Genomic DNA, 25,574 nt, shown 5'->3' with positions numbered 1-25,574 from the left:
TTAGTCTTTCCGGAAAAAAACATGTCTTATACCGCCCCTAGCCAGATAGCAGAACGTCAACTCACCTACTTTGAAGGGAAGCACGTTTTGGTTGCTGGAGAAGCAGAAGATCTATTTCCTGTAGAGTTGGCTAAACACTGCGAGTCCGTTTCTGTATTCACTTCAAATTATAGTTATCACCGCTTAATTAAGAGTAAAGACACCATAACGAGTTACTTTGGTACGCAGTTTAATCAAGACACACAAGCTGATATGGTTTTACTTTATTGGCCTAAAGCGAAGGCTGAGGCTGAATACCTTCTTGCCATGCTTTTTGCACACTTAGGAACCGAGACTGAAATCGTTGTCGTCGGTGAAAATCGCTCTGGTGTCAAAAGCATAGAAAAAATGTTTACCAAATACGGTCGAGTTACAAAATTTGATTCGGCACGTCGATGTTCTTTTTACTGGGGACAATGCGATACTCAACCAGAACCATTTGATTTAGAGCAATGGTACAAGAGTTATACATTAGAACTTTCAGGCCAAGAGTTGGTTGTCAAAAGCTTACCCGGTGTATTCAGCCATGGACAATTTGATGTAGGAAGCAAGCTATTAGTCGATTCACTACCAAAACTAAAAGGTAAAGTGCTCGACTTCGGTTGTGGTGCAGGCGTTATAGGGGCAACACTCGCGCTCAAAAACCCAGACATCGTTTTGGAAATGTGTGATATCAGTGCTTTTGCTATTGCTTCTTCTATTGAAACATTAAGAGCCAATGGATTGACCGGTAAAGTCTTTGCTTCTGATGTTTATTCAGACACCAGCAATGATTATGACTTTATCATCAGTAACCCTCCTTTCCATTCAGGATTAGAAACAAATTATAATGCGACAGAAACCCTGCTCACCGATGCTCCAAAAAAACTGAGTAAAAGAGGCGAGCTTTTTATAGTGGCAAATAGTTTTCTAAAATATTCGCCTATCATTGATAATTATTTCACAGATTGCGAGACCATAAATAAGACCTCAAAATTCGCTATTTATCATGCAAAAAAGCAAAGAAAATCAACCTTGAACCGTGACGAATTTAGTTTTTAGTACCATTATTTGGCGACTGACTGACTAAAAAGCGATTAACCGACGCATTGTTACTGAGACTTTTTCGCCATCTTTAATTGATAATCTTGAACCGCAGAAACCCAATTAGGTCGATTAATATATCGGCCTATAATCACTACTGGGACAACAAAAATATACAAAGGTAGCGACTCATAGAAAAAGAGGTTGGCAATGACGTCTTCATGGGAAAAATGTGTGAGTAGTGCGAGTACGTCAAGTAAGATAGCAAGAACGACTGAAACAAAAGAAAGTATTAACAATAGCCCTAATAGATCTCTTAAAATAATTTTTGATGCCGTCATATTCGTGACCTCCTAGTCTTTTCTAATAACGTACTCCTCAAACATAGATAAAAAAAGAACCTTATCTCGCAATTATTGTGCAAATTAATATTTCAAAAATCGATTACTCGCATAGAATATATTGGCATGATTTATTTTTGATGTTTACCAACCAGTAAAATAACTGATACAAGTTAGTTAAGCGCACAGTTAACCTCGTTCTCAGCTGAAAACCGTCATGAATCCTCGGAGAGAAGTATGCAAATATTAACCAATCACGTAGGTTATGAGGTTCATGGCCCTAAGCAGGCCATTATCTCGAATCAAGAGCCTATTCTCAATGTCGAATCAGTCCACTTACATTGCGCCAGAACTAAGAAGGAACTGGCTTCATACCCATTGGAGTGCCACGGTAAAGTGGCGAACTGGCATACCGGTTACTATTCAAGCGTAGACTTCAGTTCATTTACTCACGCAGGCCTGTTCTACCTTAAGGTTAAAGCGACGTGCTCGCCGATATTTGAATTGAATGAAGGTATCTTGATGCAATGTACCTTCTCTGACGTATTGCATTACTTTAAATCACAACGTTGTAGCGGTATTTTTGACGAAAAAGACAAGCACGCCCCTCTACTCAATAGCGACGTAACCGTCGATGTTCATGGTGGTTGGTACGATGCATCAGGTGATGTCAGCAAATACCTTAGCCACCTTTCTTATGCTAATTACTTGAATCCGCAGCAAACACCAATGGTTGTCTGGAATATGATCAAGGGGCTGTCTATTTTGGACTCAATTGATTCAGATAATGGTCAATCTGAGAATAACGTTTTATTTCCTGCTCTTTCTCGTACTCGACTGACAGAAGAAGCCTTGTATGGCGCTGACTTCCTTGTGCGTATGCAAGCAGAAGAGGGATTCTTCTATACCACTGTATTTGATAAATGGAGCAAAGATATAGATCAGAGAGAGATCTGTTCTTACGCTACCCAAAATGGACACAAGTCTAGCGATTATCAAGCAGGTTTTCGTCAAGGGGCCGGCATAGCCATTGCCGCTCTTGCGGCCGCATCACGGTTAGAAAACCATGGGGAATTTAAGCATTCAGATTACCTAACGAGCGCTGAAAAAGGTTATCTGCATCTACTCGAAAACAATAAGCAATATTTGGACAACGGCGAAGAGAACATTATTGATGAATACTGCGCCTTACTGGCCTGCGTAGAACTTTATCGTGCAACCAATACACCATTTTATCTCCATGAAGCGAGATCCTGGGCCATACGCCTAATAAAAAGGCAGCATACTGACGACAATATTGAGAACTTCTGGTCAGCTAATGATGATGGTTCTCGCCCTTATTTCCATGCTAGCGAAGCTGGCTTACCTGTCATTGCCTTATGCGAATACTTATCGATCGAACCTAAAGAAAGCATAAAAAATACAATAAAATCAACGGTAAGGTTAGCCATGATCTTTGAGCTCACCATAAGCCAAAAAGAAGTTAATCCCTTCAGCTATCCTCGCCAATATGTCAAAGCCATTGATGGGGTAAAACAAGCGGCTTTCTTCATCCCGCACAACAATGAATCAGGTTATTGGTGGCAAGGCGAAAATGCCCGTTTAGCGTCATTAAGCGTTGCTACGTTTTTAGCACTTCCCTATCTTGATGGGAGCACCTTAGAGCCGAAACTCAGGCGATACGGACACAGCTGCATGGATTGGATTTTGGGGCTAAACCCATTTGATATTTGTATGTTAGAAGGTCACGGTAAGAATAATCCTGATTACCTGCCTGAACATGGCTTCGTTAACGCCAAGGGTGGTATTTGTAATGGCATCACCTCCGGCTTTGAAGATGAAAATAACATCGCATTCAATCCAGATAATCAAAAAAATGACATGTTGCAAAATTGGCGCTGGGGCGAGCAGTGGATTCCACACGGAGCATGGTACCTGCTTGCTATCATGGCGCAGGCATCCTATTACCAAAGGGGGCACTCTTGATTACATGGTTGATCCAAGGCTTTTTCCATTATAAATGAAGCTTGCTACCAGCCACCAAACAGAATACGGAAAGGTTTTACCTCTCGACTTAACGTTCAGCCTTCAATATTGGATCAAAAATGGATTCACTTTGATTACTGATTAGTACTCAATATATACGGTTTAACCTCATCTATTGGGTAACTAAGTTGTTCAATTCGGCGATTCAGTTTCTCTACTCTAGAAGTAGGATTTGGGTGAGTAGAAAGAAAATTATAGTCTTGATCTGGATATTTAGAGAGCCTCTCAAAAAAGTCGGTTGCGCCACCAGCATGTCCATAGGTTCGAACCAGTAGATCAAGCGCGAATAGATCCGCCACTTCTTCTTGGTCTTGAGAATACTGGGCTTGAAAGCTCATTGTCGTATTTGAAATAAGTTCATTTACGTCACTATCAACGCCAAATAAAAATGTAGAGATAACAGCAATACCTAAACCTCTGCCTAATCCACGCAAATGATCTCGAGAGGCAAAATGTCCAAGCTCATGGCTAAGTACCATGTCGAGTTCATTCTCTGATTCAATCACATTAAGCAAACCTGAATAGACAACAATATTTCCGCCCGGCAACGCCATGGCATTCACCTCATCATCATCTCCGAGATAAACCTTAAAGTCATACTGCTTCAAAATCGAATCGCTGGGGAGTTTTTCTATTATTTGATTTAGTCGTAAACTTAATTCTGCATTAGGATTAGCATCAAATGTTTCGACAATATTATCGGCAAATATTGCCTCTATTTCTGGTGATGTTTTTGATACCGCCCAGTCAGTCATCATACCGAGAGAAATAAATATTACGCCTGTCAAAAATATCAATCCCCCCACTAACCAGAAAAGCTCTATCAATGGGTGCTTTTGGGTTACATTGGGATTTTCTGAAAGAACTTTCGGCGTATATTTAATCATCACGATTCGTTATTGATTAGAGCGAATATACGCTGTCCCATAAGCGACAACTTCAACACTACCTACCTGTCTTTTCTGATTAGCACTATTACCAATCGCAGCAGTTTCTAAACGTAGGTTAACCACCATATTCGCACCTTTAGCCAGCGCTTCTTCTTTCATTCGTAGAATCGCTTCTCTACGCGCTCTATCTACAAGTGATTCATACGAGGTTACATTGCCACCAAATATGTTTCTTAACGTGGCCAACAGTCGCTTAAAATAATCGATGGAAATAACCACATTACCTGTAACAAGCTCTGCTCGTTGGCTGGAGGCATCTTTAGGCTCCCACTTGGTGGTAATAACCGGGATATGGATGAGTTCACGCTCTCGTTTTTCGATTGATACATAGTGTGCTCGCTCAAAATACGAACCAGCTCCGTAACCAACACAAATCAAAACGAGGAAGATAACAATATTTAGATTCTGCAGTATCAGTTCCATACGATCACCTATACCACTTTAACTGCTGTACCGTAGGCGAAGAGTTCAGCTGCGCCTTGAGCCACCGATGATGTTGCAAAACGAATATTAACGATAGCATTCGCGCCCATTAATTCCGCTTGCTCTCCCATTCTATTCATCGCTTCTTCCCGGGAGTCTTGTAGTAATTCTGTGTAACCTTTTAATTCACCACCAATGAGATTTTTAAGACCCGCCATAAAATCTCTACCGACGTGTTTTGCGCGAACAGTACTTCCTTGAACAAGACCAAAATGCTCAACAATTTCCTTTCCGGGTACCGTTTCAATATTCGTATAGATCATTATCGTCTCCTAGCAAACAAACATTATTCAATCTTAGACATATGAAACTACATTACATTCTATCTAATTGTAATGTCAAAGATTTATTACATAGCAGTAGATTAAGTATGACCTCGAAGCACGAACTTAACATCGCCAGAGGATCCAGGTGTAATGACTTATAAGAATGCCAATATAGATTGCTCTTCTAATGCAATACTGACCGTATCACCAACCGATATTGCCGATGCGGCTGTCGCAACGAGTTTAGTATCATCTATCTCGATAACATAGCGACATTGATCCCCCATAAACAACTGTTCCACAACCTTCGCAACCCCTGCTACATTCTGAGAAACTTGCACGTACTGCGGTCGTATCAGCAATTGGCAATGGTCACCATTTGCTATATTTCCTTTTGATTGAGCAGTAATAATGCCAAGCACCGTCTCAAATTTTGTTTCGCTGATTTTTTTTGCCGCTAAATAACTGCCACCACCAAGAAAATTAGCAACAAATTTACTCGACGGTTGGTGGTAAAGATCGGAAGCTTCACCAAATTGTTCAATAACTCCATTGTTCATAACCGCCATCTTATCCGCGAAGGCAAATGCCTCTTCACGGCTATGAGTCACAAAGATTGCAGTGACACCCTGTTGCTTAAAAATTTTTCGGATCTGCAATATTAGATCGTGCCGTACTTGGGTATCGATATTGGAAAAAGGTTCATCTAGCAAAAGTAGGTTTGGCTTATAAGCAAGAGAACGGGCAATCGCAATTCGTTGCTGCTGACCACCGGATAACTGATGAGGATATCGATTTTGATAACCGGGAAGATGGATCAGCGCCAACATTTCTTCGACTACCTTCAGCTTCTCTGCGTTGGAGGCTTCTCGTAGCCCGAATGCGATATTTTCTGCAACAGTCAAATGAGGAAAAAGTGCGTAATCTTGAAAGATCATACCAATATGACGCTGTTCAGGTGGCAACCAACTTTCACCATCATCCAGCAATTGGCCATTCAGACTCAAAGTACCACTCGTTAACGGAAGCAGCCCCGCAATTGCCTTTAATAGTGTTGTTTTTCCACAGCCACTCGCACCAAGCAGACAGACTATTTCGCCTTGCTCAACCTCAAGAGAGAGTGACTCAAGAACGTTTTCATTCTCGTATTGGCAAGTCAAATTGTTGATGGATAAGGTGCTACTCATTAATGTGCCTGTTCTAAAGATCGATTGATAACAATAAGAGGGATTAAACCTACCAGTATTAACAAGACGGCAGGTAGTGCGCCTAACTCTAGGTGTTCATCTGAGACAAAATTGTAAACATACGTCGCTAAGGTTTCGAAGTTAAATGGTCTTAGCAACAGAGCGGCATTGAGCTCTTTCATTGATTCAATAAATACCAACAAGCCTGCGACTAAAACACCGCGTCTAACCAAAGGCAAATGAACGCGTTTTAACATCTGATTCTGATTGCATCCCATCGTTCTACTTGCCATATCCATAGACGGGGATATTTTATTTAAGCTACTTTCCACGCTACCAATCGCAACAGCAGAAAAGCGAACCACCATAGCAAATATCATGGCAAACATTGAACCAGAAAGAACCAAACCGGGCCTTCCCCACTCCATCTGTTTGGCGATATCGTTTATCCAATGGTCCATCGTAAGCACCGGAGCCATGACACCAATCGCTAACACAGTGCCAGGCACCGCATAGCCGAGAGAGGCCAACCGCATAAATGTCACACTTAAACGGTTACCATTGAGTCTATGTGAAAAATTGACCACCAATGCTACCAATATTGCGATGAGAGCCGCAATAATAGAGACCTGCAAGCTATTAACGGCATACTGCCTGAATTCTTCCGTCCAGCTTTGCGAAAAATATTTATACGCGTAGATAAGTAACTGGCCCAATGGCAAGATAAACGCAACGGAAACCAACCCCCAACACCACGTTAGTGCTAACCATTTCTTCCAACCATGGAGTGTATAACGCAACTCTTCGTGGCTAGTAAAGTTTGCCTGAAACAGCTTTTGCTTTCTTCGGCTATAACGTTCAGTGCTTAATAATAGGATAACCACAAGCAACATAATGGCAGAGATTTTTGCCGCTGCATTGAGATTTGAATAACCAAGCCACGTATCGTAAACGGCCGTGGTTAAAGTATTAACTGAAAAATAGCTAACCGTGCCAAAATCACCAATCGTTTCCATTGCCACCAAAGACAAACCCACCGCAATAGAAGGACGCGCGAGTGGAAGAGATAATCGTCTAAAGCTTTCGAATGGCGTGCACCGAAGTAGCCTTGCTGATTGCAGTAAACTGGCACTCTGCTCCATGAAGGCGGCTCTAGCCATCAAATAAACATAAGGATAAAAAACCAGAGCTAAAATGGCCGTCGCACCACCTAGCGAACGTAAATCAGGGAACCAGTAATCTCCAGCCTGCCAGCCAAAAAATTCCCGAATAAATATCTGTATTGGACCCGCATAATCAAACCAGTCAGTAAAAATATACCCCACAACGTACCCTGGCATTGCCAACGGCAGTACAAGTGCCCACTGCAATATTCTTTCGCCCGGTAATCGGCACATCGCCATTAACCAGGCACTTGGCACGCCAAATAACAGTGCTAAAACAAGCACACCCAAAACAAGAACAACAGTATTGTAGATATAGGTAGGCATTACCGTGGAAATTAGATGTGCAAAAAGATCACCTGAGTCACCAAGCGATAAATAGAAGATAGCTAAGATCGGCAAAACCAGTAGCAGAGACAAACTCCCACTACTGGCTTTCCATATACGATTTTTTTCTTTCATTTATACAACAACATAAAAATTACTGCACTCGATTTAAAATGTCGCCTATTTCCATAAGACCATTAAAGGTCAAACTTCACTTCGTCCAATAATTTTACCGCTTTACTATGATTGGCAGCAATCTCTTCTAATGCAAGATCATCTGCTTTGAAATCACCCCAAGATGCGACAAGTTCAGATCGCTTCACACCTTCTTTAACTGGGTATTCGAAGTTCACCTCAGCATACATTTTTTGAGCAATATCGCCAGTGAGGAATTCCATCAGTTTTACCGCATTCTCTTTGTTTGGAGAATACTTAGCCATTGCCATGCCGCTTACATTGACATGAGTACCGGTGGTATTTTGATTCGGGTAGTTAATATAGACAGCATCAGCCCATGCTTTTTGCTCTTTATCGTTAACCATTTTACCTAGGTAATAGCTATTACCTAATGAAACATCACATAGACCTTCTTTGATCGCTTTTACTTGGCCTCGATCGTTACCTTGAGGTTTACGTGCTAGATTCGCTTTAACACCTTCTAACCATGTTTTGGTTTCCGCTTCACCCTTATGCGCTATCATCGCAGAAACAAGGGAAACATTGTAAGCATGCTTACCAGAACGTGTACAGATTTTACCTTTATATTCTGGATTCGCTAGATCTGCATAATCGAATTCTGCACCTAACTTACCCACCCGATCGCGAGAAGAATAGACATTACGGCTGCGCAGCGTTAGCGCAAACCACTCGTCTTTGCTGTCTCTGTATTGTGCTGGAACGTTTTGTTCAATCACATCATTTTGTACTGGCTGAACGACATCTTTTTCAACTAATTCCGCTAAGCGGCTAATGTCCGTCGTTAAAATTACATCTGCAGGGCTATACTCACCTTCCTGTTGTAGCTTCTCTGCCAAACCTTTCTTAGCAAATTTAACATTAACTTTGATGCCTGTTTCTTTGGTAAATTCGTTAAACATGGGTTCAACCAAGAATGGTTGACGATAAGAATAAACATTTACCTCTTCGGCAGCAAAAGTAGGTGAGCTAATAGAAACCAAAACTAGAACAGAAAGAGATAGCACTTTTTTCATTGTAATTCCTTAAACATAGATGCAAATGATAATAGTTATCGTTCGCTATTATATTTAAAAAAATAGTTTCTGCAATGATAAATATCAATAAACAAAAGAAAAACCCGCCACAAGGGCGGGTTTACTATTACGAATTGTTATTACTTATAACTAAGACCTAATGACGATTACTTGAGAGAGACAAACTCTGGGTAAGCACCAACACCACAATCGTGCATGTCCATACCTTCCATCTCCTCGTCTTCAGTCACTCGGATACCTGTCGTCGCTTTCAATACAGCCCAAACCACTAGGCTTGCTCCGAATACCCAAGCAAAGATAACTGCCGCACCAAGAAGCTGGGCTCCAAATGTTGCATCCGAATTACTTACAGGAACAACCAATAAACCAAATAGACCACATACACCATGTACAGAGATGGCGCCTACTGGATCATCAATCTTGATTTTATCAAACGCGATGATAGAGAATACAACGAGCCCGCCCGCCACTACACCGATAATAATTGCGGCAACAGGTGATGGGGACAGAGGGTCAGCAGTAATCGCAACAAGACCAGCTAAGGCACCATTCAAAATCATCGTTAGATCGGCCTTACCCCATGTTGTTTTACACACTAGTAAAGCAGCGATAGCACCTGCGGCTGCGGCTGCGTTTGTGTTTAGAAATATTTGACCAACCGCCGTTGCGTTTTCAAAGTCAGAAAGCATTAACTGAGAACCACCGTTAAAGCCAAACCAACCGAACCAAAGGATAAATGTACCGAGTGTCGCAAGTGGCATATTTGAACCTGGTATAGGATGAACTTCACCGTTCTTGCCATATTTTCCTTTACGAGCACCGAGTAGTAATACACCCGCTAACGCCGCTGCCGCACCGGCCATATGTACAATACCAGAGCCAGCAAAGTCACTAAAACCAGCCGCAGCAAGGAAACCACCACCCCAAGTCCAGTATCCTTCAACAGGATAGATAACCCCCGTAAGAACAACAGAGAATATTAAGAATGCCCATAGTTTCATACGTTCAGCAACCGCACCAGAAACCACTGACATTGATGTCGCCACGAAGACAACTTGGAAGAAGAAGTCTGATTCTAGAGAGTGATCTGCGCCTTCACCTTGTGAACCGATGAGTGCACCAATCGAAGGAATGATGCCACCTTCAGTATTGTCTACATACATGATGTTGTAGCCAATCAACAAGAACATGGTACAAGCGATAGCATAAAGTACGAAGTTCTTAGTTAAAATTTCAGTGGTGTTCTTTGAACGAACAAGGCCCGCTTCTAACATGGCAAACCCGGCTGCCATCCACATGACCAACGCACCTGAAATTAAGAAGAAAAAAGTGTCCAGTGCGTAACGAAGTTCAGTTACTGTTGTTAATAGTTCCATTATATATTCTCCAATCCCTTAAAGTGCTTCACTATCCATCTCACCAGTACGAATACGTACAACTTGGCTTAAGTCGTAAACGAAAATCTTACCGTCTCCAATTTTTCCCGTGTGTGCAGCTTTGCTTACCGCTTCAATTACGCGATCTACGTTTTCAGCTTGAGTGGCGATTTCCAGTTTTACTTTCGGTAGAAAGTCCACTTGATACTCGGCACCACGGTAAAGTTCTGTGTGTCCTTTTTGACGACCAAAGCCTTTAACTTCGGAGACCGTCATACCTTCGATACCAACATCCGATAAAGCTTCACGAACGTCGTCTAATTTGAATGGTTTAATAATGGCGTTAATTAGTTTCATTGCATCCTCTCTGAGCATATATTCCTTTAACAGTGAAATAACAATCAAGAGCTGTGCCACTTTTCTATGCCATTGTTTTTATTGGACTTTAATGTCAAAAACTAAAACAACCTCTAATTTTCGCACCGTATTGGTGCACCAAGATCACTAAAGTAAGGCAGAAATAGAGCAAGCCCCAAATTTGTGCAGGTTATAATTTCAACGTTGAACTGGCGTATGAATACAGGGGGGGGCGCCGAGGAAAATTAAAAGGAATACCGCAATCTCAATCAGGTATCTGCAATTATCTAACAGTATCATTTGCGTGACTTCTAAATTAACCTGAATGCGCTAATGTTTATTACACATTTAGGTCAATGAGACGATAAAGGCACATAGAGAAAAAATGAATATTTCTGAATGCCATAAAAAACAGATAAAAAGAGTCTGCGACTATATCAGTAGTAATTTGGATAACGATATGTCACTTGAGATGTTAAGCCGCGTAGCGGCATGTTCAAAATTTCATTTCCATCGTATTTTTAAATCATACATGGGGCTAAGTGTTATTCAATTTGCTCAGCTTAGTAGAATGAAACGTGCTTCGTTTCGGTTAGTATTTGAACCTGAACAAAGCATTACAGATATCGCCTACGAAGCTCATTTCGATAGCCCAGAAGCATTCTCACGTGCATTTTCCAGGATATTTGAGCAATCGCCTTCTCAATTTAGACGTCGTCCTGAGTGGCCATTTTGGCACTCAAAATATGATTTTAGTCCACCTATTAACGGAGATAAAATAATGGACGTTAACGTTATCGATTTTGACGAAAGACCTGTAGCCCTTATTGAACACAAAGGTAACCCTCAAAAGGTTTATGAAACGGCGAGTAAGTTTATCGCATGGAGAAAATCCACTGGTCTTTCCCCTATTAAGAGCAGCGAAACCTTTGGTGTTCCCTACAGTGACCCAAATGATACCGTAGAAGAAGATTTTCGATTTGAGATCTGTGGAAGTCATAATGGTGCCGTCCCAGAGAATGAGTTTGGCGTAAAGGCAGGCATCATTCCATCCGGTCGATGTGCTTTGGCAATTCATCATGGCAGCCATGACTCCATAAGCGACACGGTCTATTATTTATACCAACAATGGTTGCCAAAAAGTGGTCAAAATCTAAGAGATTTTCCTTGTTTCTTCCAATATATGAACTTTGTTCATGAAGTGAATGAAAACGAATTAGTCACAAAGATCTACCTACCGTTGGCCTAAGCGGGCCCACATATAGACCCTAGCAAGCGATAACCTTCCAAGTTTGGATAACGTTATCGTTTTAGGTACGCTCGGTAAGCAGGCAGTACCATCAATCCAATAAAGAGGATAACCATTGAAAGTGCACCAAATAGCGTGCGCTCACTCCAACCAAGTTCGATGAAGAAACCGAAGATCCACGGCGCAGCGGCGGTAGCAAAAATCATCAGTGAGGTCATCATCGAGCGGATTGCACCGATGTTTTCGGTTCCATAAACCTCTGCCCACAGTGCATTTATCACCGGACCCGACACCCCAATCCCCATACCAAATAATGTCATAAACACGACGGCTGACCAACTTTGGTTGAATACGGAAAGTACGCATAATCCAAAAAACAAAGGGATGATCATGAAAGGAAGTAAATGCTTCGCACTGTACTTGTCTACCAAACTTCCTGTCACCATCGAGCTTAACCAATGCATGGTACCGTAAGCAATAAAACTGTTTGCCAATAAGCTCGGTGCCCACTCTTTTTGTGTTAACAGAAAATTTTGCTGTATAAACACGCCAGTCACGACGAAAGGCGCAGCCATAACCGCAGGTAAAATCGCCCAAAATCGCCAATCTGATAACACGTGTCGCCGACCACTTTTATTATCCGTTTTTCCCTGAACATTGGTTTTTTTAACATTAGGTTTAATGTGAGGCGATTTAGCCAACAGAATGTGTGCAAGCGGTAAATACGCAAAAGCCACTATCACTGCAAAGACGAGCCAGCTTGACCGCCAACCTAGCCAGCTAATTAATAGCACTACAACAATAGGTAGAATCACTTCACCTAATGCGACACCACTAGACGCTAAGCTAATCGCTTTTCCTCTTTGATGGGAATATGAACGAATCATAGTGGTCTGTGCGGTATGAGGAAGTAAACCTTGCCCCGTTAATCTCAACATAAAAAAGGCAAAAAATAGCATGATGGGAGAAATAACGTAAGACATAACGACACAAGCTATTACTAATATGACGGCGACAAGCGTAACAAAACGACGAACATTCCACTTATCGACTAACCCGCCAACAAACATGATGGTCATGCTGCTACAAAGCGTTGCGATGGCATATATCATTCCGTAATCAGACGCCGACAAAGCTAGGTCTTTTTGGATGTCTGCGCCAAACCAACTTAGGAAGAAAGACTGTCCGACATTTCCAATGAATACGGTCAAAAAACCAAATGACAATAACGGCCATTGCTGGCGAATGAAATGGAAATAGCTGCTCATGATACCCTTTAGCGAAACGTTATTTGGCTTGAACTGAGGACGATTACTTAGCGTTATACCTAATAAAATCACACCAAGATTGTATGAATTGCTCAAAGTCTTCAAAACCACAACCGGCGTCGCTCTCACAGTCATAAAAATCGAATTCGCTGTCATGCAACGTATCATCTTCATGCGCTAATGCGTTTTCTTGAACGGTCACTTCGTCTCGTCGAATTACAATGCTGATTTCTTTACCGAGCAGTGAATACTCTTGGGAATCTTCTGATTTTATCTGCTCTATTGCCACGAGTAGTGACGCAATACGGACTTTATCGGTATATATTTCTTGTTCTAACCAACGACCAATCACTTCGTGACCCATACTGCACTTAATGCGGTACTCACCCGTTAAACCTTTAACAAATTGATATTCCATGAACTGTATTCTCGATAACTCGGCATTAACATCGGTACAAAAGACAAGACCACCGCATTGGCGGTGGTCTTGTCTTCAATTCACTGCAGTGATTACGCTTGCGGTCTCATTGCTGGAAATAAGATAACGTCGCGAATAGTATGCGTATTAGTAAACAACATCACTAAACGGTCGATTCCGATACCTTGACCAGCTGTTGGCGGTAAACCGTGTTCTAGAGCCGTGATATAGTCTGCGTCGTAGTACATCGCTTCATCATCACCAGCATCTTTTGCGTCTAACTGTGCTTTAAATCGAGCATCTTGATCTTCTGCATCATTAAGCTCAGAGAAGCCGTTAGCCACTTCACGACCACCAATAAAGAACTCAAAACGATCGGTAATAAAGGTATTATCATCATTACGACGAGCAAGTGGCGAGATATCTGCTGGATACTCTGTGATGAACGTTGGCTGCATCAGTTGTGGTTCAGCCGTTTCACCAAAGATCTCTTCAAGCAGTTGCCCACATGTCCAGAATGGTTCAACATTAATATGTAAAGACTTAGCAATATTCACCATAAAATCACGATCTTGTACGTGATCATAAGTCATAGACTGTATGTCAGCGCGTTCTGGGCTGTACTGTTTAATCGCTTCTAACATACTCATTCGAGGATATGTGCCGCCAAACTCTACCAATTCTTCCCCGTAAGGCATTGAAGTCGCACCGAGCACCTCTAAAGACACGGTACGTAGCATCTCTTCGGTCAGGTCCATAAGGTCATTGTAATCCGCGTACGCCATGTAGAATTCCATCATAGTGAATTCTGGGTTATGTCGTGGAGAAAGCCCTTCATTACGGAAACTACGGTTAATTTCAAATACGCGATCAAAACCACCTACGACTAAGCGCTTCAAATACAGCTCAGGTGCAATACGGAGATACATATCGATGTCTAACGCATTGTGATGTGTGATAAATGGACGTGCAACTGCCCCACCAGGGATAACATGCATCATTGGTGTTTCTACTTCCATGAACTGCTTAGAAATCATGAAATTACGAATTGCAGTGACCAGCTTAGAGCGGATAATGAAAGCGGTACGAGAGTCTTCGTTCACAATAAGGTCAACGTAACGCTGACGGTAACGCATCTCTTGGTCGGTTAAACCGTGGAATTTTTCAGGCAATGGACGTAATGCTTTTGTCAGCAATACGTACTCTTCCATATTCACGTAAAGATCACCTTTACCTGATTTATGTAGAACGCCTTTTACGCCAACGATATCTCCGATATCTAAGCCCTGATATTTCTCTTTTAATTCATTTTGAACCGGTTTCGCAGCGTAAGCTTGAATGCGGCCAGAGGTTTCTTGAATCACTAAAAATGGACCACGCTTAGCCATAATACGACCAGCAATAGCAACAGTAAGACTCAACTCTTCTAGCTCTTCTTTCGTTTTTTCACCGAATTGCGCTTGAATATCGCCCGCTAAACTATCGCGACGAAAATCGTTAGGGTGACCATTTGCTTTACAGTTAGTGCGGATGTTATCTAATTTAGCACGACGCTCAGCAATCAGCTTATTCTCTTCTACGTTTGGCTGTTGTACCTGTTCAGTCATTTTATTTTGCCCTTATAATGCGCTTACAAGCCTGACTTCAGGCTGGCTTCGATAAATTTATCTAGATCACCGTCAAGAACCGCTTGTGTATTGCGGTTTTCAATTCCGGTGCGTAAATCTTTAATACGAGAATCATCTAATACGTAAGAGCGAATTTGGCTGCCCCAACCGATATCTGATTTCGAATCTTCATTCGCTTGTTTTTCTGCATTTTGTTTTTGTAGTTCAAGCTCAAACAGTTTTGCTTTTAACTGTTTCATCGCTTGATCTTTGTTTTTATGCTGCGAACGATCATTCTGACATTGAACCACGGTATTGGTTGGTAAGTGAGTAATACGCACCGCCGACTCTGTGGTGTTTACGTGCTGCCCACCGGCACCCGATGCACGATATACATCGATACGAAGCTCAGCAGGGTTAATGTCGATAGCGATGTTGTCATCAATCTCTGGATAGATAAATGCAGAAGCAAAAGAAGTATGCCGACGACCACCAGAATCAAACGGCGATTTACGAACCAAGCGATGTACACCTGTTTCTGTGCGTAACCAACCGTAGGTGTATTCACCTGATATCCGCACAGTAGCCGATTTCAATCCAGCGACTTCCCCTCCAGACACTTCAATAACTTCGGTCTTAAAGCCTTTGGATTCAGCCCAACGAAGATACATACGAAGTAACATAGCGGTCCAATCTTGCGCTTCAGTACCACCAGAGCCCGATTGAAGATCAATATAGCAATCTGAGCTGTCGTGCTCACCGGAAAACATACGGCGGAACTCAAGTTTTTCTAACTTGGCTTCAAGCTCGGCAAGTTCAGGCTCTATTTCATCGAAGGTTTCTTGGTCTTCAGCTTCAACCGCAAGCTCAAGTAAACCGTCAACATCTTCGACACCTTGATCAAGAAGATCAATGGTCTCAACCACGGCTTCTAAAGAAGAACGTTCTTTGCCCAGCGCTTGTGCTCGTTGAGGTTCGCTCCATACATCTGGTTGTTCTAATTCTGCATTTACTTCTTCTAGACGCTCTTTTCTGGCGTCATAGTCAAAGATACCCCCTCAGGATATTCGTGCGCTGTGTCACGTCCTGTAAGCGGTTTTTAATAGGATTGATTTCAAACATGTTTGCTCAACATTTATGAATAGAATTTAACCGAAGAATTCTACTCAAAAATGTGATGAAGATACAGAAAAAGTTGTAATACTATTAATTCATTTGAATAATAGATTCGAACAAAATGCGCTCAAAATGACAAGCATTTATAAAACTCATCTAACAATCAATATAATCAACCATCAATTGCAATGACTGATTGCCTCTAAACTCATTGATATCAAGCTTGAAAGCAAGCTTCACTGTTTTTGCAGTGGCATCAGGCCAGCGTCGTAAATCCACATTAAATGCGATAGCATCCAACATTATATTGGTAGGCTGTCCTTTGAAAAGTGGTTCCACCATCATTTTCAGATGCTTCTCACCAACCAATTTTTGGTGCAGTAGTTTAAACTCACCATCAAAGATAGGTTCAGGGAAATTTTGTCCCCAAGGGCCACCTTCTCGAAGTTCCGTAGCGGTATTCATTGAGAACTGTTCTGGCTGTAATTCACCATCAGATAAAACAATACCTTGCAATGCGGACTCATCAAGCTTGTTACGTACAATCTCATCAAATAGTGACGCGAAGGTCTGGAAGTTCTCTTCTTTAATGGTTAGACCGGCCGCCATAGCATGCCCACCAAACTTAAGAATTAAACCCGGATGAGTCGTATCCAAAAGATCCAGAGCATCGCGCATATGCAACCCGGGGATGGATCGACATGACCCTTTTATATCGCCATCGCCACCGTCAGCGAAAGCAATGACTGGACGATGAAATTCATCTTTAATTCGAGAGGCGACAATTCCAATAACCCCTTGATGCCAGTCTCTCTGGAACAACACTATCCCATAAGGAAGCTCTGTGTCTTCACCAAACTGCAGCTGCTCACAAAAAGCCATCGCTTCTTGTTTCATGCCTTGTTCTATTTCACGTCTGGTCTGATTTAATCCATCTAACTCACTCGCCATTCTTCTTGCTGCGTGTATGTTATTGCTCATCAACAACTCAACACCAAATGACATATCATCCAAACGGCCAGCCGCATTAATCCTTGGGCCTAAAGCAAAGCCAAAGTCTGCAGCAATCAAACGACGCGCATCGCGCTTTGATACTTCAATCAACGCCTGAATACCGGGGCGTCCTTTTCCTGCACGAATTCGCTGAACACCTTGATGGACCAATATACGGTTATTCTCATCAAGAGAAACCACATCAGCAACCGTCCCTAACGCCACCAGATCTAGAAACTCGGCAAGATTAGGTATCGGAATACCTTTCAATTGGAACCAGTTTCGCTCTCTCATGTACGCACGAAGCGCAAGCATAAGATAAAAAGCGACACCAACACCAGCCAAAGATTTGGATGGGAATTGGCACGTATCTAGATTCGGGTTCACCATAGCATCAACATCGGGAAGAACTTTTCCCGGTAGGTGATGATCGGTAACGATGACTTGGATCTTGTTCTGTTTAGCGTATTTCACCCCTTCGATAGAAGAGACGCCATTATCCACTGTCATGATAACATCGGCTTTATATTCAATGGCCTGATCAACCACTTCAGGGCTCAATCCATACCCATCTTCAAAGCGATTAGGAACAAGATAATCAACGTTATGACAACCAAGTGCTCGCAATGCGAGTACTGACAAAGCTGAACTGGTTGCACCATCAGCATCAAAGTCGCCCACAACAATAATTCGCTTACCCTGCTCAATAGCGGCAAAAAGTAGCTCTACCGCTTTTTCTATCCCACCGAGTGCTTTATAGGAATGTAACCCTTGGGCCGATTTTTCAAGCTGGCTAGCATTATCTATGCCTCGACTGATATAGATACGCCTGAGCAATTCAGGAATAGAATCAGGAAGGCTAGAGATGTCTACTTGAGGGCGGCGTTTTATTTCTGTCATGGTGAATTAGGCTACTCGATGAATGAATTAGATCTTTAGATAAAATGACAAGCTTGTAATGACATGTGAAAGCCGAATCATATTTCTCTCTAAAACACCCTTATATGCAAAAAGGAGGAATTAGAGGGAAAATTAGTGACTACCCGACTTTCATATGATCATCGTATTTATTGTGCCATCTCTTGTTCAATACGTTGGAACATACCTGCTGGTGGCATATATCCAGCCAACAATTTACCATTTGGTAAAAAGACTGCGGGCGTACCACTGATACCTAGATCTCGACCCAATGCATATTGCTCCATGATTTTTTGCCCACACTGTTCAATATTCGCGGTTCCAGCTTTAAACGGCTGGCCCGATTTAGAGAGTGTCATCGCTTTAGCTGGATCTTCTGCGCACCATACATTCGCCATTTCTTGAGCCACTTCACCCGTTGGACCTTGGCGAGGATAAGCAAGGTAACGAACCGTTATGCCTAGATCATTGTAGTCTTTCATCTGGCGATGCAATCGTACACAGTATCCACAGGTTGTATCTGTAAATACGGTAATCACATATTTTTCATTTTCCGCCGGATAAACAATCATGTCATCTCTATATTGTTCAATTTTCTCTGCATTAAGTGGCGCTTGTCGTTCAGCAAGAACGTCAACATATTCACCTTTATCACCAAGGGCATACAAGGTACCCGCAATAAATTGATCACCCTGTGCATTAGAGAAAACCAACCCGCTCGATGTCTCAACTTCATATAGACCATCGATGCTTGCGGGTACAATAGAAACAATGCTCACCCCCATCGCTTCAAATCGACGCCTTAATTTGGCTTCATCAAACTGACTTCCAGCCTCAGCGGCAATGTCTACGGTCTCTTGAATAGGGGCCGTCACTTCAGCGACACTTGTTGTATCCGAAGTATTTGTATCCGCGGCATCACATGCCGCAACGAGAAATGGAGTAGCTAAAATCAATATATTGCGTAACACGCTCATTAATAACACCTTTTAAAATTATTACTTATTTATGCTCTTGGATGATGCTGCGAATGGATCTGTTTTAACCTTTCCGTGGCAACATGAGTATAAATTTGCGTTGTTGATAAGTCACTATGTCCTAATAACATTTGCACCACACGGAGATCAGCCCCGTTGTTAAGCAAATGTGTAGCAAATGCGTGTCTTAATACATGGGGCGACAACAGGTCTGTATCTATTCCCGCGATCACTGAATAGTGTTTAATTCGATGCCAAAACGTCTGTCTTGTCATCTGCTTGGCTCTTTTACTAGGAAAAACCACATCCGAACTCTTTTCACCCAATAGAATAGACCGTCCATCCTGCAAAAAGTTTTCAATCCAATCGACTGCATTCTCTCCCATAGGGACCAAACGTTCTTTATTACCTTTGCCTATAACACGAACGACACCTTGACGCAGACTCATGTTCTCCATTGTTAAACTAACCAGTTCAGTCACTCGTAACCCTGTTGCATAGAGAAGCTCTAACATCGCTTTATCTCTTAGTTCCAAAGGGTCATTAGGGTCTGGTGCATCTAACAAAGACTCAACTTGTTGTTCAGAAAGATCTTTAGGTAATCGCTTTGGCAACTTAGGGCTAATTAACAATGCACTAGGATCATCAGTTCGTACTTTTTCTCTATACGCATATTGAAATAAACGGCGAATCGCTGACAGCATTCTCGCTTTAGACGTCTGTTTGTAGCTTTTGTCTGTTAACCACGCTTGATAATCTTGTAAATCAGAAATAGTAATAGTGGTAAACGTTAAGTTATTATCTTCCATCCACTTAATCAGCTTAAAAAGATCATTTCGATAGGAAGACAGGGTATTTTCAGAAAGCCCTTTTTCCATCCATAATGCATCGAGGAACTGTTCTACAAAAGCTTGGTCATTCATCTTTTCTCATCACTCAAACACTGGCTTTCAGAGTAATTCAGCAAAAGCTAAATTACTAGAAATTTATCAAAACAGAAACTAAGGACTGCAATCATACCCTGTTTATAGGTAAAATCCTTAGCAAAGACCTAATATGCGAATCTATCTAACATGAAAATTGGACTCTTCTACGGATCAACCACCTGCTATACAGAAATGGCAGCGGAAAAAATACGTGCCATTATTGGAGAAGAACTTGTCGACATTTACAACGTCAAAGAGACGTCATTAAGTGTAATGAACGATTATGACCTATTGATTCTGGGTATTTCAACATGGGATTTTGGTGAAATACAGGAAGATTGGAGTGCGATTTGGCAAGAAATCGCAGAGGTTTCATTGAAGAACAAGCACGTCGCGCTGTTTGGTTTGGGTGATCAAGAAGGTTATGGTGAGTGGTTTTTGGACGCTATGGGTTTACTTCATGATGAGCTAATACCAACAGGTGTACAATTTCTTGGATATTGGTCTACAGATGGCTACAAATTTGAGGCGTCAAAAGCCCTTATTGAAGATGGTTCATTGTTTGTAGGATTAGCACTCGATGAAGATTCTCAGTACGAACATAGTGATGTACGTATTGCAAATTGGTGTGAACAAATCCTCACTGAATACCAAGAAACACTTTGAACCTCTAGTATTCAATAGAGAACGGTACAATACTGCTGGCTATAAACAGCAATGCCCCTGCGTAAACCGCGGGGGCATTGTATTAGGAGACGACTTTTTAGTAAAAAACTAGGCTGCTTCTTCCACCAGAGACTTTTGTTTCTTGCGACCAACAAATAGCATAGTAATCAATGCTAACCCTGTCGGTAGCAACCAACCCATACCATATTCAAATAATGGTAAGAACGTAAATACCGAAACATCCACCCCAGCAATTTTCGCGGCATCTATTACGGCAAATAACAGCGAAACAGTAATAACACTCCGATAGGCTAATTGTGGGTTTGGTAAACGCTTTCTAAAGAACGTTAACGCAACCAACGCAATCGCCACCGGATACAGCGCAAATAGCACAGGCACTGAGAGTGAAATAAGTTGAGCTAAGCCAATATTTGCTACCGTAGCGCATATAACGCCGATGATGATGACCCAAGCTTTATAGGGAATCGGGGTTAGCGTACTAAAGAAATCAGAGCAAGCTGATACAAGCCCTATAGCCGTGGTTAAACATGCCAGTAACACGATCGTAGATAGAACAAGTTGACCGGACGAACCGAATAGTGATTGCACATACTGACTAAGAATAATCCCACCATTATCCGCGCCTTCGACCACACCACCACTTGTTGCGCCTAAATAGAATAGTGAGATATAAACAAATGCTAGCCCTAACGCAGCAATAATTGCTGCAATAGTTAGGTATTTTGTCGTCGCGACTCTGTCCGTAATACCCTTGCTGCGCAACGAGTCCACTATCAGCATACCAAACATCAATGCACCGAAGGTATCCATGGTGTTATAACCTTCAAGAAACCCTTTGATCAAAGGTTGAGAGATATAGTCACCTTGAGCGGCTAAAATAGTGCCCTGAGGATTTACAAATACAGCAATCGCAAGAACAACGAGTGTGACAAATAACGCGGGAGTTAAAAACTTACCAATCACATCAATAAGCTTGCCTTGAAACCAAGCAAAAAACATAGCAACGGAGAAAAATAAGATCGAGAACAGTGTGAGATCAAGTTGCGCCGCATTAGCAATGAAAGGTTTAATTGCCATTTCATAGGCGACAAGGCCGGTACGTGGCGCGGCAAATGCAGGACCAATGATGACAAAGATTAAGATCGCCATTATTGTTGCCGCTCGTTTGGGGAGATCTTTAGTCAGTGACTCCCACGTGCCACCGGCAATAGCAATTGCTATGATAGTTATCAAAGGTAGCCCTACAGCCGTTAGCAGAAAACCGATCATGGCTAAAAACGCATTATCACCAGCAAGTTGCCCTGCCAAAGGAGGAAAAATGATATTTCCGGCCCCTAAGAAAAAGGCGAAGAGCATAAATCCTACAGCAATAATATCCGTTAATTTTAAGTTCTGACTCATAGGTCAACCTTATAATAATATTTCATAAATTCAACAACAGTCAGAATATCTGACTTTTTAAGGTTGGTGATAATGAAGAAAAAGAGAAAAACAATCAATAAGGCGAACAAATACGGAATTTAACTTCGCAATACAAACAGAAAAGCAGTTTTATTGACCAGTAATATAGAAAAATCTAGCTTATACGACTCGTATAGTGAACGATTTGCACTACAGAATATAGCTAATAACTTCATTCAATTAATTCAAACTAGTTATAAACTCCGCATATAAGAGTGAATACAGAAGATAATGACAGAATTAAAAAAAAGAACAAAAGACTTTAAATTCAAAAGGTTCAGCGTTTATGGTGGATTCTCTGGCATGCCTGTCAGTACCGATGGTGTACTGTTGGGGGCTTGGATTGACTCAGATCAAAGCAACTCTATTTTAGACATAGGCACAGGAACTGGCTTACTTACATTAATGTGTGCTCAACGCTTTCCACATGCACAAATGTCGGCGATTGAAATAGACTTAGAGGCCTATGATGCTGCGAAAATCAATTTTCGACATTCAGGTTGGGGTGATCAGATAAATCTTATTCATGGCGATATTTTACAATGGGAAGCCGTAAATCCATTCGACACGATTATTTGTAACCCACCTTATTTCACTGATGGTGAACAATCTCATTCACCTCATAGAGCGACCGCACGACATACCGATTCTTTATCGCACTCCCAATTATTGGTTGTGTGTAAAAAGCTACTGGCACCAGAGGGTAAAGCGAACTTTATTCTCCCGCGAGTTGAGGGCATAGCGTTTATCTCTGCCGCGAAATCTTTGGGCTGGTCGGTTTCTCGGTTATGCCAAGTGGCACCAACAGATGCCAAGCAAGTCAGTCGTTTGTTAATAGAACTGAGCCTAAAAGAACACAAAACCGAAGCATCAAAATTGGTCATTCATCAAGCTGGGCAATACTCGACAGACTTTATTGCTCTAACGAAAGATTTTTATTTGAAGATGTAAGATATAATGATGTTGATATAACCATTATTCCTCTATAATGCGCGACCGAACTTTTAACTACTGCTTGTGGAGATCCTACTGTGATCAATAATTTTTCTGACCTTGAGCTTGATGAAAACCTTGTTGAAGCTATTACCGAACTAGGTTTTGAGCGCCCGACTCAAATTCAGGCTGAGGCGATCCCACTAGCATTAGATGGCCGAGATATTCTTGCTTCTGCACCCACAGGAACAGGGAAAACCGCTGCTTTTGTTCTTCCTGCTTTGCAATTTTTGCAGGATTTTCCTCGCAGAAGAGCTGGACCTGCTCGTGTTCTTATTTTAACGCCAACAAGAGAGTTGGCAATGCAGGTAGCCGATCAAGCTCGTGCACTAGCAAAAAATACCAACCTGAAAATCATTACGATTACAGGAGGTGTCATGTATCAAGATCACGCTGATATATTGGCAAAAACACAAGATATTGTCGTAGCAACACCAGGTCGATTGATGGAATACATCGACGGTGAAAAATTTGATTGCCGCGCTATCGAATGGTTGATTCTTGATGAAGCGGATCGAATGTTAGATATGGGCTTTGCTCCCGTTGTCGACCGCCTTGCTGGCGAATGCCGATGGAGAAAGCAGACGCTGCTTTTCTCTGCAACATTAGAAGGCAAAGGGGTGGAAGGCTTTACTGCTGATCTTCTAAAGGAACCAGCAGAAATTGAAGCGGATCCTTCTCGACGTGAGCGTAAAAAGATAACACAATGGTATCATCGTGCCGACACACTCAAACACAAAAACGACCTGTTAAAGCATATCCTTAAAGAACAGGCTGATCGGTCTATCATATTTGTAAAAACCCGAGATCGTCTAGCGGATGTAAGATCACTGCTAGAAAGTGCGCAAATACCGTGTAGCTGGATCCAAGGTGAGATGCAACAAGATCGCCGTAACAATGCGATTCGTCGTTTTCGAGAAGGCGAGGTGAACGTACTCATCGCGACGGATGTTGCCGCTCGTGGTATCGACCTTCCGGATGTGTCCCATGTGATTAACTATGATCTACCGCGTACTGCCGATGTTTATATACATCGCATTGGGCGTACTGCTCGCGCCGGTAAAAAAGGTAATGCGATATCTTTGATCGAAGCACACGACCAATCAATGATGGCTCGTATCGCTCGTTATATCCAAGATGATGTGAAAGAACGTTTTGTAAAAGATATGCGCCCAACGCATAAAAAACCAAATGTTGGCAAGAAGAAGAAAGTAAAAGCGAAAACTGCAACACCAGTGAAAAAGAAGAAGAAAAATAAAAAGAAAAAATAGCCGTCACTAAATAGACTATTTAATTACTCTATGTACAAAAAAGCGTCATATCCATACCCTGGAAATGACGCTTTTTTATTCGATTAGTTCTCTAATTCTGCTCTTCTCTCTTAAATACCAATTCTGTCGCTGATGACTCTTCTTTTACAAAATAATAACCTGCCACATTAAACTGAGTTAATGCCTCAATTGAGGAGATACGGTTATCGATGATATAACGAGCCATCATGCCACGAGCTCTCTTGGCAAAAAAGCTGATCACTTTATACTGGCCGTTCTTACGATCTCTGAATATTGGCGTAACAACCGTGCCATCAATCTGTTTGGTTTTAACCGACTTAAAATATTCATTAGACGCAAGGTTAATCAGAACATTATCGCCCTGTTCGTTTAAAGCATAATTAAGCTTATCGGTAATCACACTCCCCCAGAATTGATACAGATTTGAACCACGTTCATTCGCTAATTTGCTACCCATTTCTAGGCGATATGGTTGCATAAGATCTAACGGCCTTAATACCCCATAAAGACCAGACAACATACGTAAATGAGATTGCGCGTAATCAAAATCATCTTCACTCATCGTTTGGGCATCTAAACCCGTGTAAACATCGCCTTTAAAGGCCAAGATAGCTTGACGAGCATTCTCTGGGGTAAAGGTTTCACTCCACTGTTCGAATCTCGCTACATTTAAACCAGCGATCTTATCGCTTACCTTCATCAAGGTAGAAATATCCAAAGGCGCCAGCTTCCGGCACTCTTTGATAAGTAATTTAGCGTGATCGATCAGTTCTGGTTGAGTATATTTTTCAATAGCTAACGGGGATTCATAATCCAGTGTCTTAGCTGGTGAAACAACAATGAGCATAGTTTTTCTTCCCTGGTGATTCTATTTGTTAT

The 25,574-nt window shown here is 41.9% G+C and carries 24 protein-coding genes; 6 read left to right on the top strand and 18 right to left on the bottom strand.

Going from position 1 to position 25,574, the window contains the following annotated elements; translation table 11 throughout:
- Positions 1 to 21: 21 nt before the first annotated feature.
- Positions 22 to 1,080: a 16S rRNA (guanine(1207)-N(2))-methyltransferase RsmC gene (gene rsmC / locus AACW90_RS19015; RefSeq protein ID WP_390237652.1), complete on the top strand. Its 1,059-nt coding sequence runs from the start codon at positions 22 to 24 to the stop codon at positions 1,078 to 1,080.
- Between the two features lie 50 nt (positions 1,081 to 1,130).
- Here rsmC and AACW90_RS19010 read toward each other — a convergent pair whose 3' ends face one another.
- Positions 1,131 to 1,403, bottom strand: coding sequence for a D-fructose-6-phosphate amidotransferase (locus AACW90_RS19010; RefSeq protein WP_390237649.1), 273 nt, complete (start codon positions 1,401 to 1,403; stop codon positions 1,131 to 1,133).
- Positions 1,404 to 1,640: 237 nt separating this feature from the next.
- Between AACW90_RS19010 and AACW90_RS19005 the strand changes: the two genes are divergently transcribed.
- Positions 1,641 to 3,389, top strand: a complete 1,749-nt coding sequence (locus tag AACW90_RS19005) for a glycoside hydrolase family 9 protein (RefSeq protein ID WP_390237646.1) — start codon at positions 1,641 to 1,643, stop codon at positions 3,387 to 3,389.
- A gap of 134 nt (positions 3,390 to 3,523) precedes the next feature.
- On the opposite strand, the gene AACW90_RS19000 is transcribed toward AACW90_RS19005, so the two are convergent.
- From AACW90_RS19000 to glnK, 8 genes are all read right to left on the bottom strand, one after another.
- Positions 3,524 to 4,336 carry a M48 family metallopeptidase gene (locus tag AACW90_RS19000; protein WP_390237643.1) on the bottom strand — a complete coding sequence of 271 codons (813 nt, stop codon included), beginning with the start codon at positions 4,334 to 4,336 and terminating at the stop codon, positions 3,524 to 3,526.
- Positions 4,337 to 4,345: 9 nt separating this feature from the next.
- Complete coding sequence (locus AACW90_RS18995; RefSeq protein WP_390237640.1) at positions 4,346 to 4,822, bottom strand: YbjQ family protein; 477 nt, start codon at positions 4,820 to 4,822, stop codon at positions 4,346 to 4,348.
- Positions 4,823 to 4,830: 8 nt separating this feature from the next.
- Positions 4,831 to 5,145 (bottom strand): YbjQ family protein, encoded by a 315-nt coding sequence (locus AACW90_RS18990; RefSeq protein WP_390237637.1) that lies wholly within the window; start codon positions 5,143 to 5,145, stop codon positions 4,831 to 4,833.
- 158 nt (positions 5,146 to 5,303) lie between these two features.
- Positions 5,304 to 6,335, bottom strand: a complete 1,032-nt coding sequence (locus AACW90_RS18985; RefSeq protein WP_390237634.1) for an ABC transporter ATP-binding protein — start codon at positions 6,333 to 6,335, stop codon at positions 5,304 to 5,306.
- Positions 6,335 to 7,960, bottom strand: coding sequence for an ABC transporter permease (locus AACW90_RS18980; protein ID WP_390237630.1), 1,626 nt, complete (start codon positions 7,958 to 7,960; stop codon positions 6,335 to 6,337). Before AACW90_RS18980 ends, AACW90_RS18985 begins: the two co-directional genes overlap by 1 nt.
- A gap of 62 nt (positions 7,961 to 8,022) precedes the next feature.
- Positions 8,023 to 9,036 carry a Fe(3+) ABC transporter substrate-binding protein gene (locus AACW90_RS18975; protein ID WP_390237627.1) on the bottom strand — a complete coding sequence of 338 codons (1,014 nt, stop codon included), beginning with the start codon at positions 9,034 to 9,036 and terminating at the stop codon, positions 8,023 to 8,025.
- 167 nt (positions 9,037 to 9,203) lie between these two features.
- Entirely contained in the window at positions 9,204 to 10,433 is a 1,230-nt protein-coding gene (locus AACW90_RS18970; RefSeq protein ID WP_390237625.1) for an ammonium transporter, read from the bottom strand.
- A gap of 18 nt (positions 10,434 to 10,451) precedes the next feature.
- Positions 10,452 to 10,790 (bottom strand): P-II family nitrogen regulator, encoded by a 339-nt coding sequence (glnK, locus tag AACW90_RS18965; RefSeq protein WP_195702233.1) that lies wholly within the window; start codon positions 10,788 to 10,790, stop codon positions 10,452 to 10,454.
- A gap of 385 nt (positions 10,791 to 11,175) precedes the next feature.
- Between glnK and AACW90_RS18960 the strand changes: the two genes are divergently transcribed.
- The gene (locus tag AACW90_RS18960) at positions 11,176 to 12,039 is read left to right on the top strand and encodes an AraC family transcriptional regulator (RefSeq protein ID WP_390237621.1); all 864 of its coding nucleotides are present in this window, start codon (positions 11,176 to 11,178) and stop codon (positions 12,037 to 12,039) included.
- 53 nt (positions 12,040 to 12,092) lie between these two features.
- On the opposite strand, the gene AACW90_RS18955 is transcribed toward AACW90_RS18960, so the two are convergent.
- From AACW90_RS18955 to xerD, 7 genes are all read right to left on the bottom strand, one after another.
- Positions 12,093 to 13,307, bottom strand: coding sequence for an MFS transporter (locus AACW90_RS18955; RefSeq protein ID WP_390237619.1), 1,215 nt, complete (start codon positions 13,305 to 13,307; stop codon positions 12,093 to 12,095).
- 43 nt (positions 13,308 to 13,350) lie between these two features.
- Positions 13,351 to 13,725 (bottom strand): YacL family protein, encoded by a 375-nt coding sequence (locus AACW90_RS18950; RefSeq protein WP_390237617.1) that lies wholly within the window; start codon positions 13,723 to 13,725, stop codon positions 13,351 to 13,353.
- Positions 13,726 to 13,817: 92 nt separating this feature from the next.
- Positions 13,818 to 15,332 carry a lysine--tRNA ligase gene (gene lysS / locus AACW90_RS18945; protein ID WP_390237615.1) on the bottom strand — a complete coding sequence of 505 codons (1,515 nt, stop codon included), beginning with the start codon at positions 15,330 to 15,332 and terminating at the stop codon, positions 13,818 to 13,820.
- Between the two features lie 23 nt (positions 15,333 to 15,355).
- Positions 15,356 to 16,454 (bottom strand): peptide chain release factor 2 gene (prfB, locus tag AACW90_RS18940; protein ID WP_347997301.1). Its coding sequence is split into 2 segments (ribosomal slippage): positions 15,356 to 16,378 and positions 16,380 to 16,454, totalling 1,098 coding nucleotides; the frame shifts between segments, so codons are not numbered across the junction.
- 150 nt (positions 16,455 to 16,604) lie between these two features.
- The gene (gene recJ / locus AACW90_RS18935; protein WP_390237611.1) at positions 16,605 to 18,341 is read right to left on the bottom strand and encodes a single-stranded-DNA-specific exonuclease RecJ; all 1,737 of its coding nucleotides are present in this window, start codon (positions 18,339 to 18,341) and stop codon (positions 16,605 to 16,607) included.
- A gap of 167 nt (positions 18,342 to 18,508) precedes the next feature.
- The gene (locus AACW90_RS18930) at positions 18,509 to 19,336 is read right to left on the bottom strand and encodes a thioredoxin fold domain-containing protein (protein ID WP_390237607.1); all 828 of its coding nucleotides are present in this window, start codon (positions 19,334 to 19,336) and stop codon (positions 18,509 to 18,511) included.
- Between the two features lie 29 nt (positions 19,337 to 19,365).
- The gene (gene xerD / locus AACW90_RS18925) at positions 19,366 to 20,259 is read right to left on the bottom strand and encodes a site-specific tyrosine recombinase XerD (RefSeq protein ID WP_390237604.1); all 894 of its coding nucleotides are present in this window, start codon (positions 20,257 to 20,259) and stop codon (positions 19,366 to 19,368) included.
- 150 nt (positions 20,260 to 20,409) lie between these two features.
- On the opposite strand from xerD, the gene fldB reads away from it, so the two are divergent.
- Complete coding sequence (fldB, locus tag AACW90_RS18920; RefSeq protein ID WP_390237602.1) at positions 20,410 to 20,928, top strand: flavodoxin FldB; 519 nt, start codon at positions 20,410 to 20,412, stop codon at positions 20,926 to 20,928.
- A gap of 108 nt (positions 20,929 to 21,036) precedes the next feature.
- On the opposite strand, the gene brnQ is transcribed toward fldB, so the two are convergent.
- Positions 21,037 to 22,350 carry a branched-chain amino acid transport system II carrier protein gene (brnQ, locus tag AACW90_RS18915; protein WP_390237599.1) on the bottom strand — a complete coding sequence of 438 codons (1,314 nt, stop codon included), beginning with the start codon at positions 22,348 to 22,350 and terminating at the stop codon, positions 21,037 to 21,039.
- Positions 22,351 to 22,641: 291 nt separating this feature from the next.
- Between brnQ and AACW90_RS18910 the strand changes: the two genes are divergently transcribed.
- Positions 22,642 to 23,361 (top strand): tRNA1(Val) (adenine(37)-N6)-methyltransferase, encoded by a 720-nt coding sequence (locus AACW90_RS18910; RefSeq protein ID WP_390237596.1) that lies wholly within the window; start codon positions 22,642 to 22,644, stop codon positions 23,359 to 23,361.
- An 80-nt stretch (positions 23,362 to 23,441) separates the two neighbouring features.
- Positions 23,442 to 24,674 carry an ATP-dependent RNA helicase SrmB gene (gene srmB / locus AACW90_RS18905; RefSeq protein ID WP_390237593.1) on the top strand — a complete coding sequence of 411 codons (1,233 nt, stop codon included), beginning with the start codon at positions 23,442 to 23,444 and terminating at the stop codon, positions 24,672 to 24,674.
- A gap of 91 nt (positions 24,675 to 24,765) precedes the next feature.
- Here srmB and yaaA read toward each other — a convergent pair whose 3' ends face one another.
- Positions 24,766 to 25,542, bottom strand: coding sequence for a peroxide stress protein YaaA (yaaA, locus tag AACW90_RS18900; protein WP_390237591.1), 777 nt, complete (start codon positions 25,540 to 25,542; stop codon positions 24,766 to 24,768).
- Positions 25,543 to 25,574: the final 32 nt, after the last annotated feature.

It is taken from the genome of Vibrio frigidus (assembly GCF_042465995.1).
Taxonomy (GTDB): Bacteria; Pseudomonadota; Gammaproteobacteria; order Enterobacterales; family Vibrionaceae; genus Vibrio.
This window is presented reverse-complemented; position numbering and strand designations above follow the sequence as displayed.

What these genes read in the sequence shown, in the direction of transcription:
- rsmC (WP_390237652.1), top strand. Translation starts at nt 22, where the DNA reads ATGTCTTATACCGCCCCTAGCCAGATAGCAGAACGTCAACTCACCTAC.
- AACW90_RS19010 (WP_390237649.1), bottom strand. Translation starts at nt 1,403, where the DNA reads ATGACGGCATCAAAAATTATTTTAAGAGATCTATTAGGGCTATTGTTA.
- AACW90_RS19005 (WP_390237646.1), top strand. Translation starts at nt 1,641, where the DNA reads ATGCAAATATTAACCAATCACGTAGGTTATGAGGTTCATGGCCCTAAG.
- AACW90_RS19000 (WP_390237643.1), bottom strand. Translation starts at nt 4,336, where the DNA reads ATGATTAAATATACGCCGAAAGTTCTTTCAGAAAATCCCAATGTAACC.
- AACW90_RS18995 (WP_390237640.1), bottom strand. Translation starts at nt 4,822, where the DNA reads ATGGAACTGATACTGCAGAATCTAAATATTGTTATCTTCCTCGTTTTG.
- AACW90_RS18990 (WP_390237637.1), bottom strand. Translation starts at nt 5,145, where the DNA reads ATGATCTATACGAATATTGAAACGGTACCCGGAAAGGAAATTGTTGAG.
- AACW90_RS18985 (WP_390237634.1), bottom strand. Translation starts at nt 6,335, where the DNA reads ATGAGTAGCACCTTATCCATCAACAATTTGACTTGCCAATACGAGAAT.
- AACW90_RS18980 (WP_390237630.1), bottom strand. Translation starts at nt 7,960, where the DNA reads ATGAAAGAAAAAAATCGTATATGGAAAGCCAGTAGTGGGAGTTTGTCT.
- AACW90_RS18975 (WP_390237627.1), bottom strand. Translation starts at nt 9,036, where the DNA reads ATGAAAAAAGTGCTATCTCTTTCTGTTCTAGTTTTGGTTTCTATTAGC.
- AACW90_RS18970 (WP_390237625.1), bottom strand. Translation starts at nt 10,433, where the DNA reads ATGGAACTATTAACAACAGTAACTGAACTTCGTTACGCACTGGACACT.
- glnK (WP_195702233.1), bottom strand. Translation starts at nt 10,790, where the DNA reads ATGAAACTAATTAACGCCATTATTAAACCATTCAAATTAGACGACGTT.
- AACW90_RS18960 (WP_390237621.1), top strand. Translation starts at nt 11,176, where the DNA reads ATGAATATTTCTGAATGCCATAAAAAACAGATAAAAAGAGTCTGCGAC.
- AACW90_RS18955 (WP_390237619.1), bottom strand. Translation starts at nt 13,307, where the DNA reads ATGAGCAGCTATTTCCATTTCATTCGCCAGCAATGGCCGTTATTGTCA.
- AACW90_RS18950 (WP_390237617.1), bottom strand. Translation starts at nt 13,725, where the DNA reads ATGGAATATCAATTTGTTAAAGGTTTAACGGGTGAGTACCGCATTAAG.
- lysS (WP_390237615.1), bottom strand. Translation starts at nt 15,332, where the DNA reads ATGACTGAACAGGTACAACAGCCAAACGTAGAAGAGAATAAGCTGATT.
- recJ (WP_390237611.1), bottom strand. Translation starts at nt 18,341, where the DNA reads ATGACAGAAATAAAACGCCGCCCTCAAGTAGACATCTCTAGCCTTCCT.
- AACW90_RS18930 (WP_390237607.1), bottom strand. Translation starts at nt 19,336, where the DNA reads ATGAGCGTGTTACGCAATATATTGATTTTAGCTACTCCATTTCTCGTT.
- xerD (WP_390237604.1), bottom strand. Translation starts at nt 20,259, where the DNA reads ATGAATGACCAAGCTTTTGTAGAACAGTTCCTCGATGCATTATGGATG.
- fldB (WP_390237602.1), top strand. Translation starts at nt 20,410, where the DNA reads ATGAAAATTGGACTCTTCTACGGATCAACCACCTGCTATACAGAAATG.
- brnQ (WP_390237599.1), bottom strand. Translation starts at nt 22,350, where the DNA reads ATGAGTCAGAACTTAAAATTAACGGATATTATTGCTGTAGGATTTATG.
- AACW90_RS18910 (WP_390237596.1), top strand. Translation starts at nt 22,642, where the DNA reads ATGACAGAATTAAAAAAAAGAACAAAAGACTTTAAATTCAAAAGGTTC.
- yaaA (WP_390237591.1), bottom strand. Translation starts at nt 25,542, where the DNA reads ATGCTCATTGTTGTTTCACCAGCTAAGACACTGGATTATGAATCCCCG.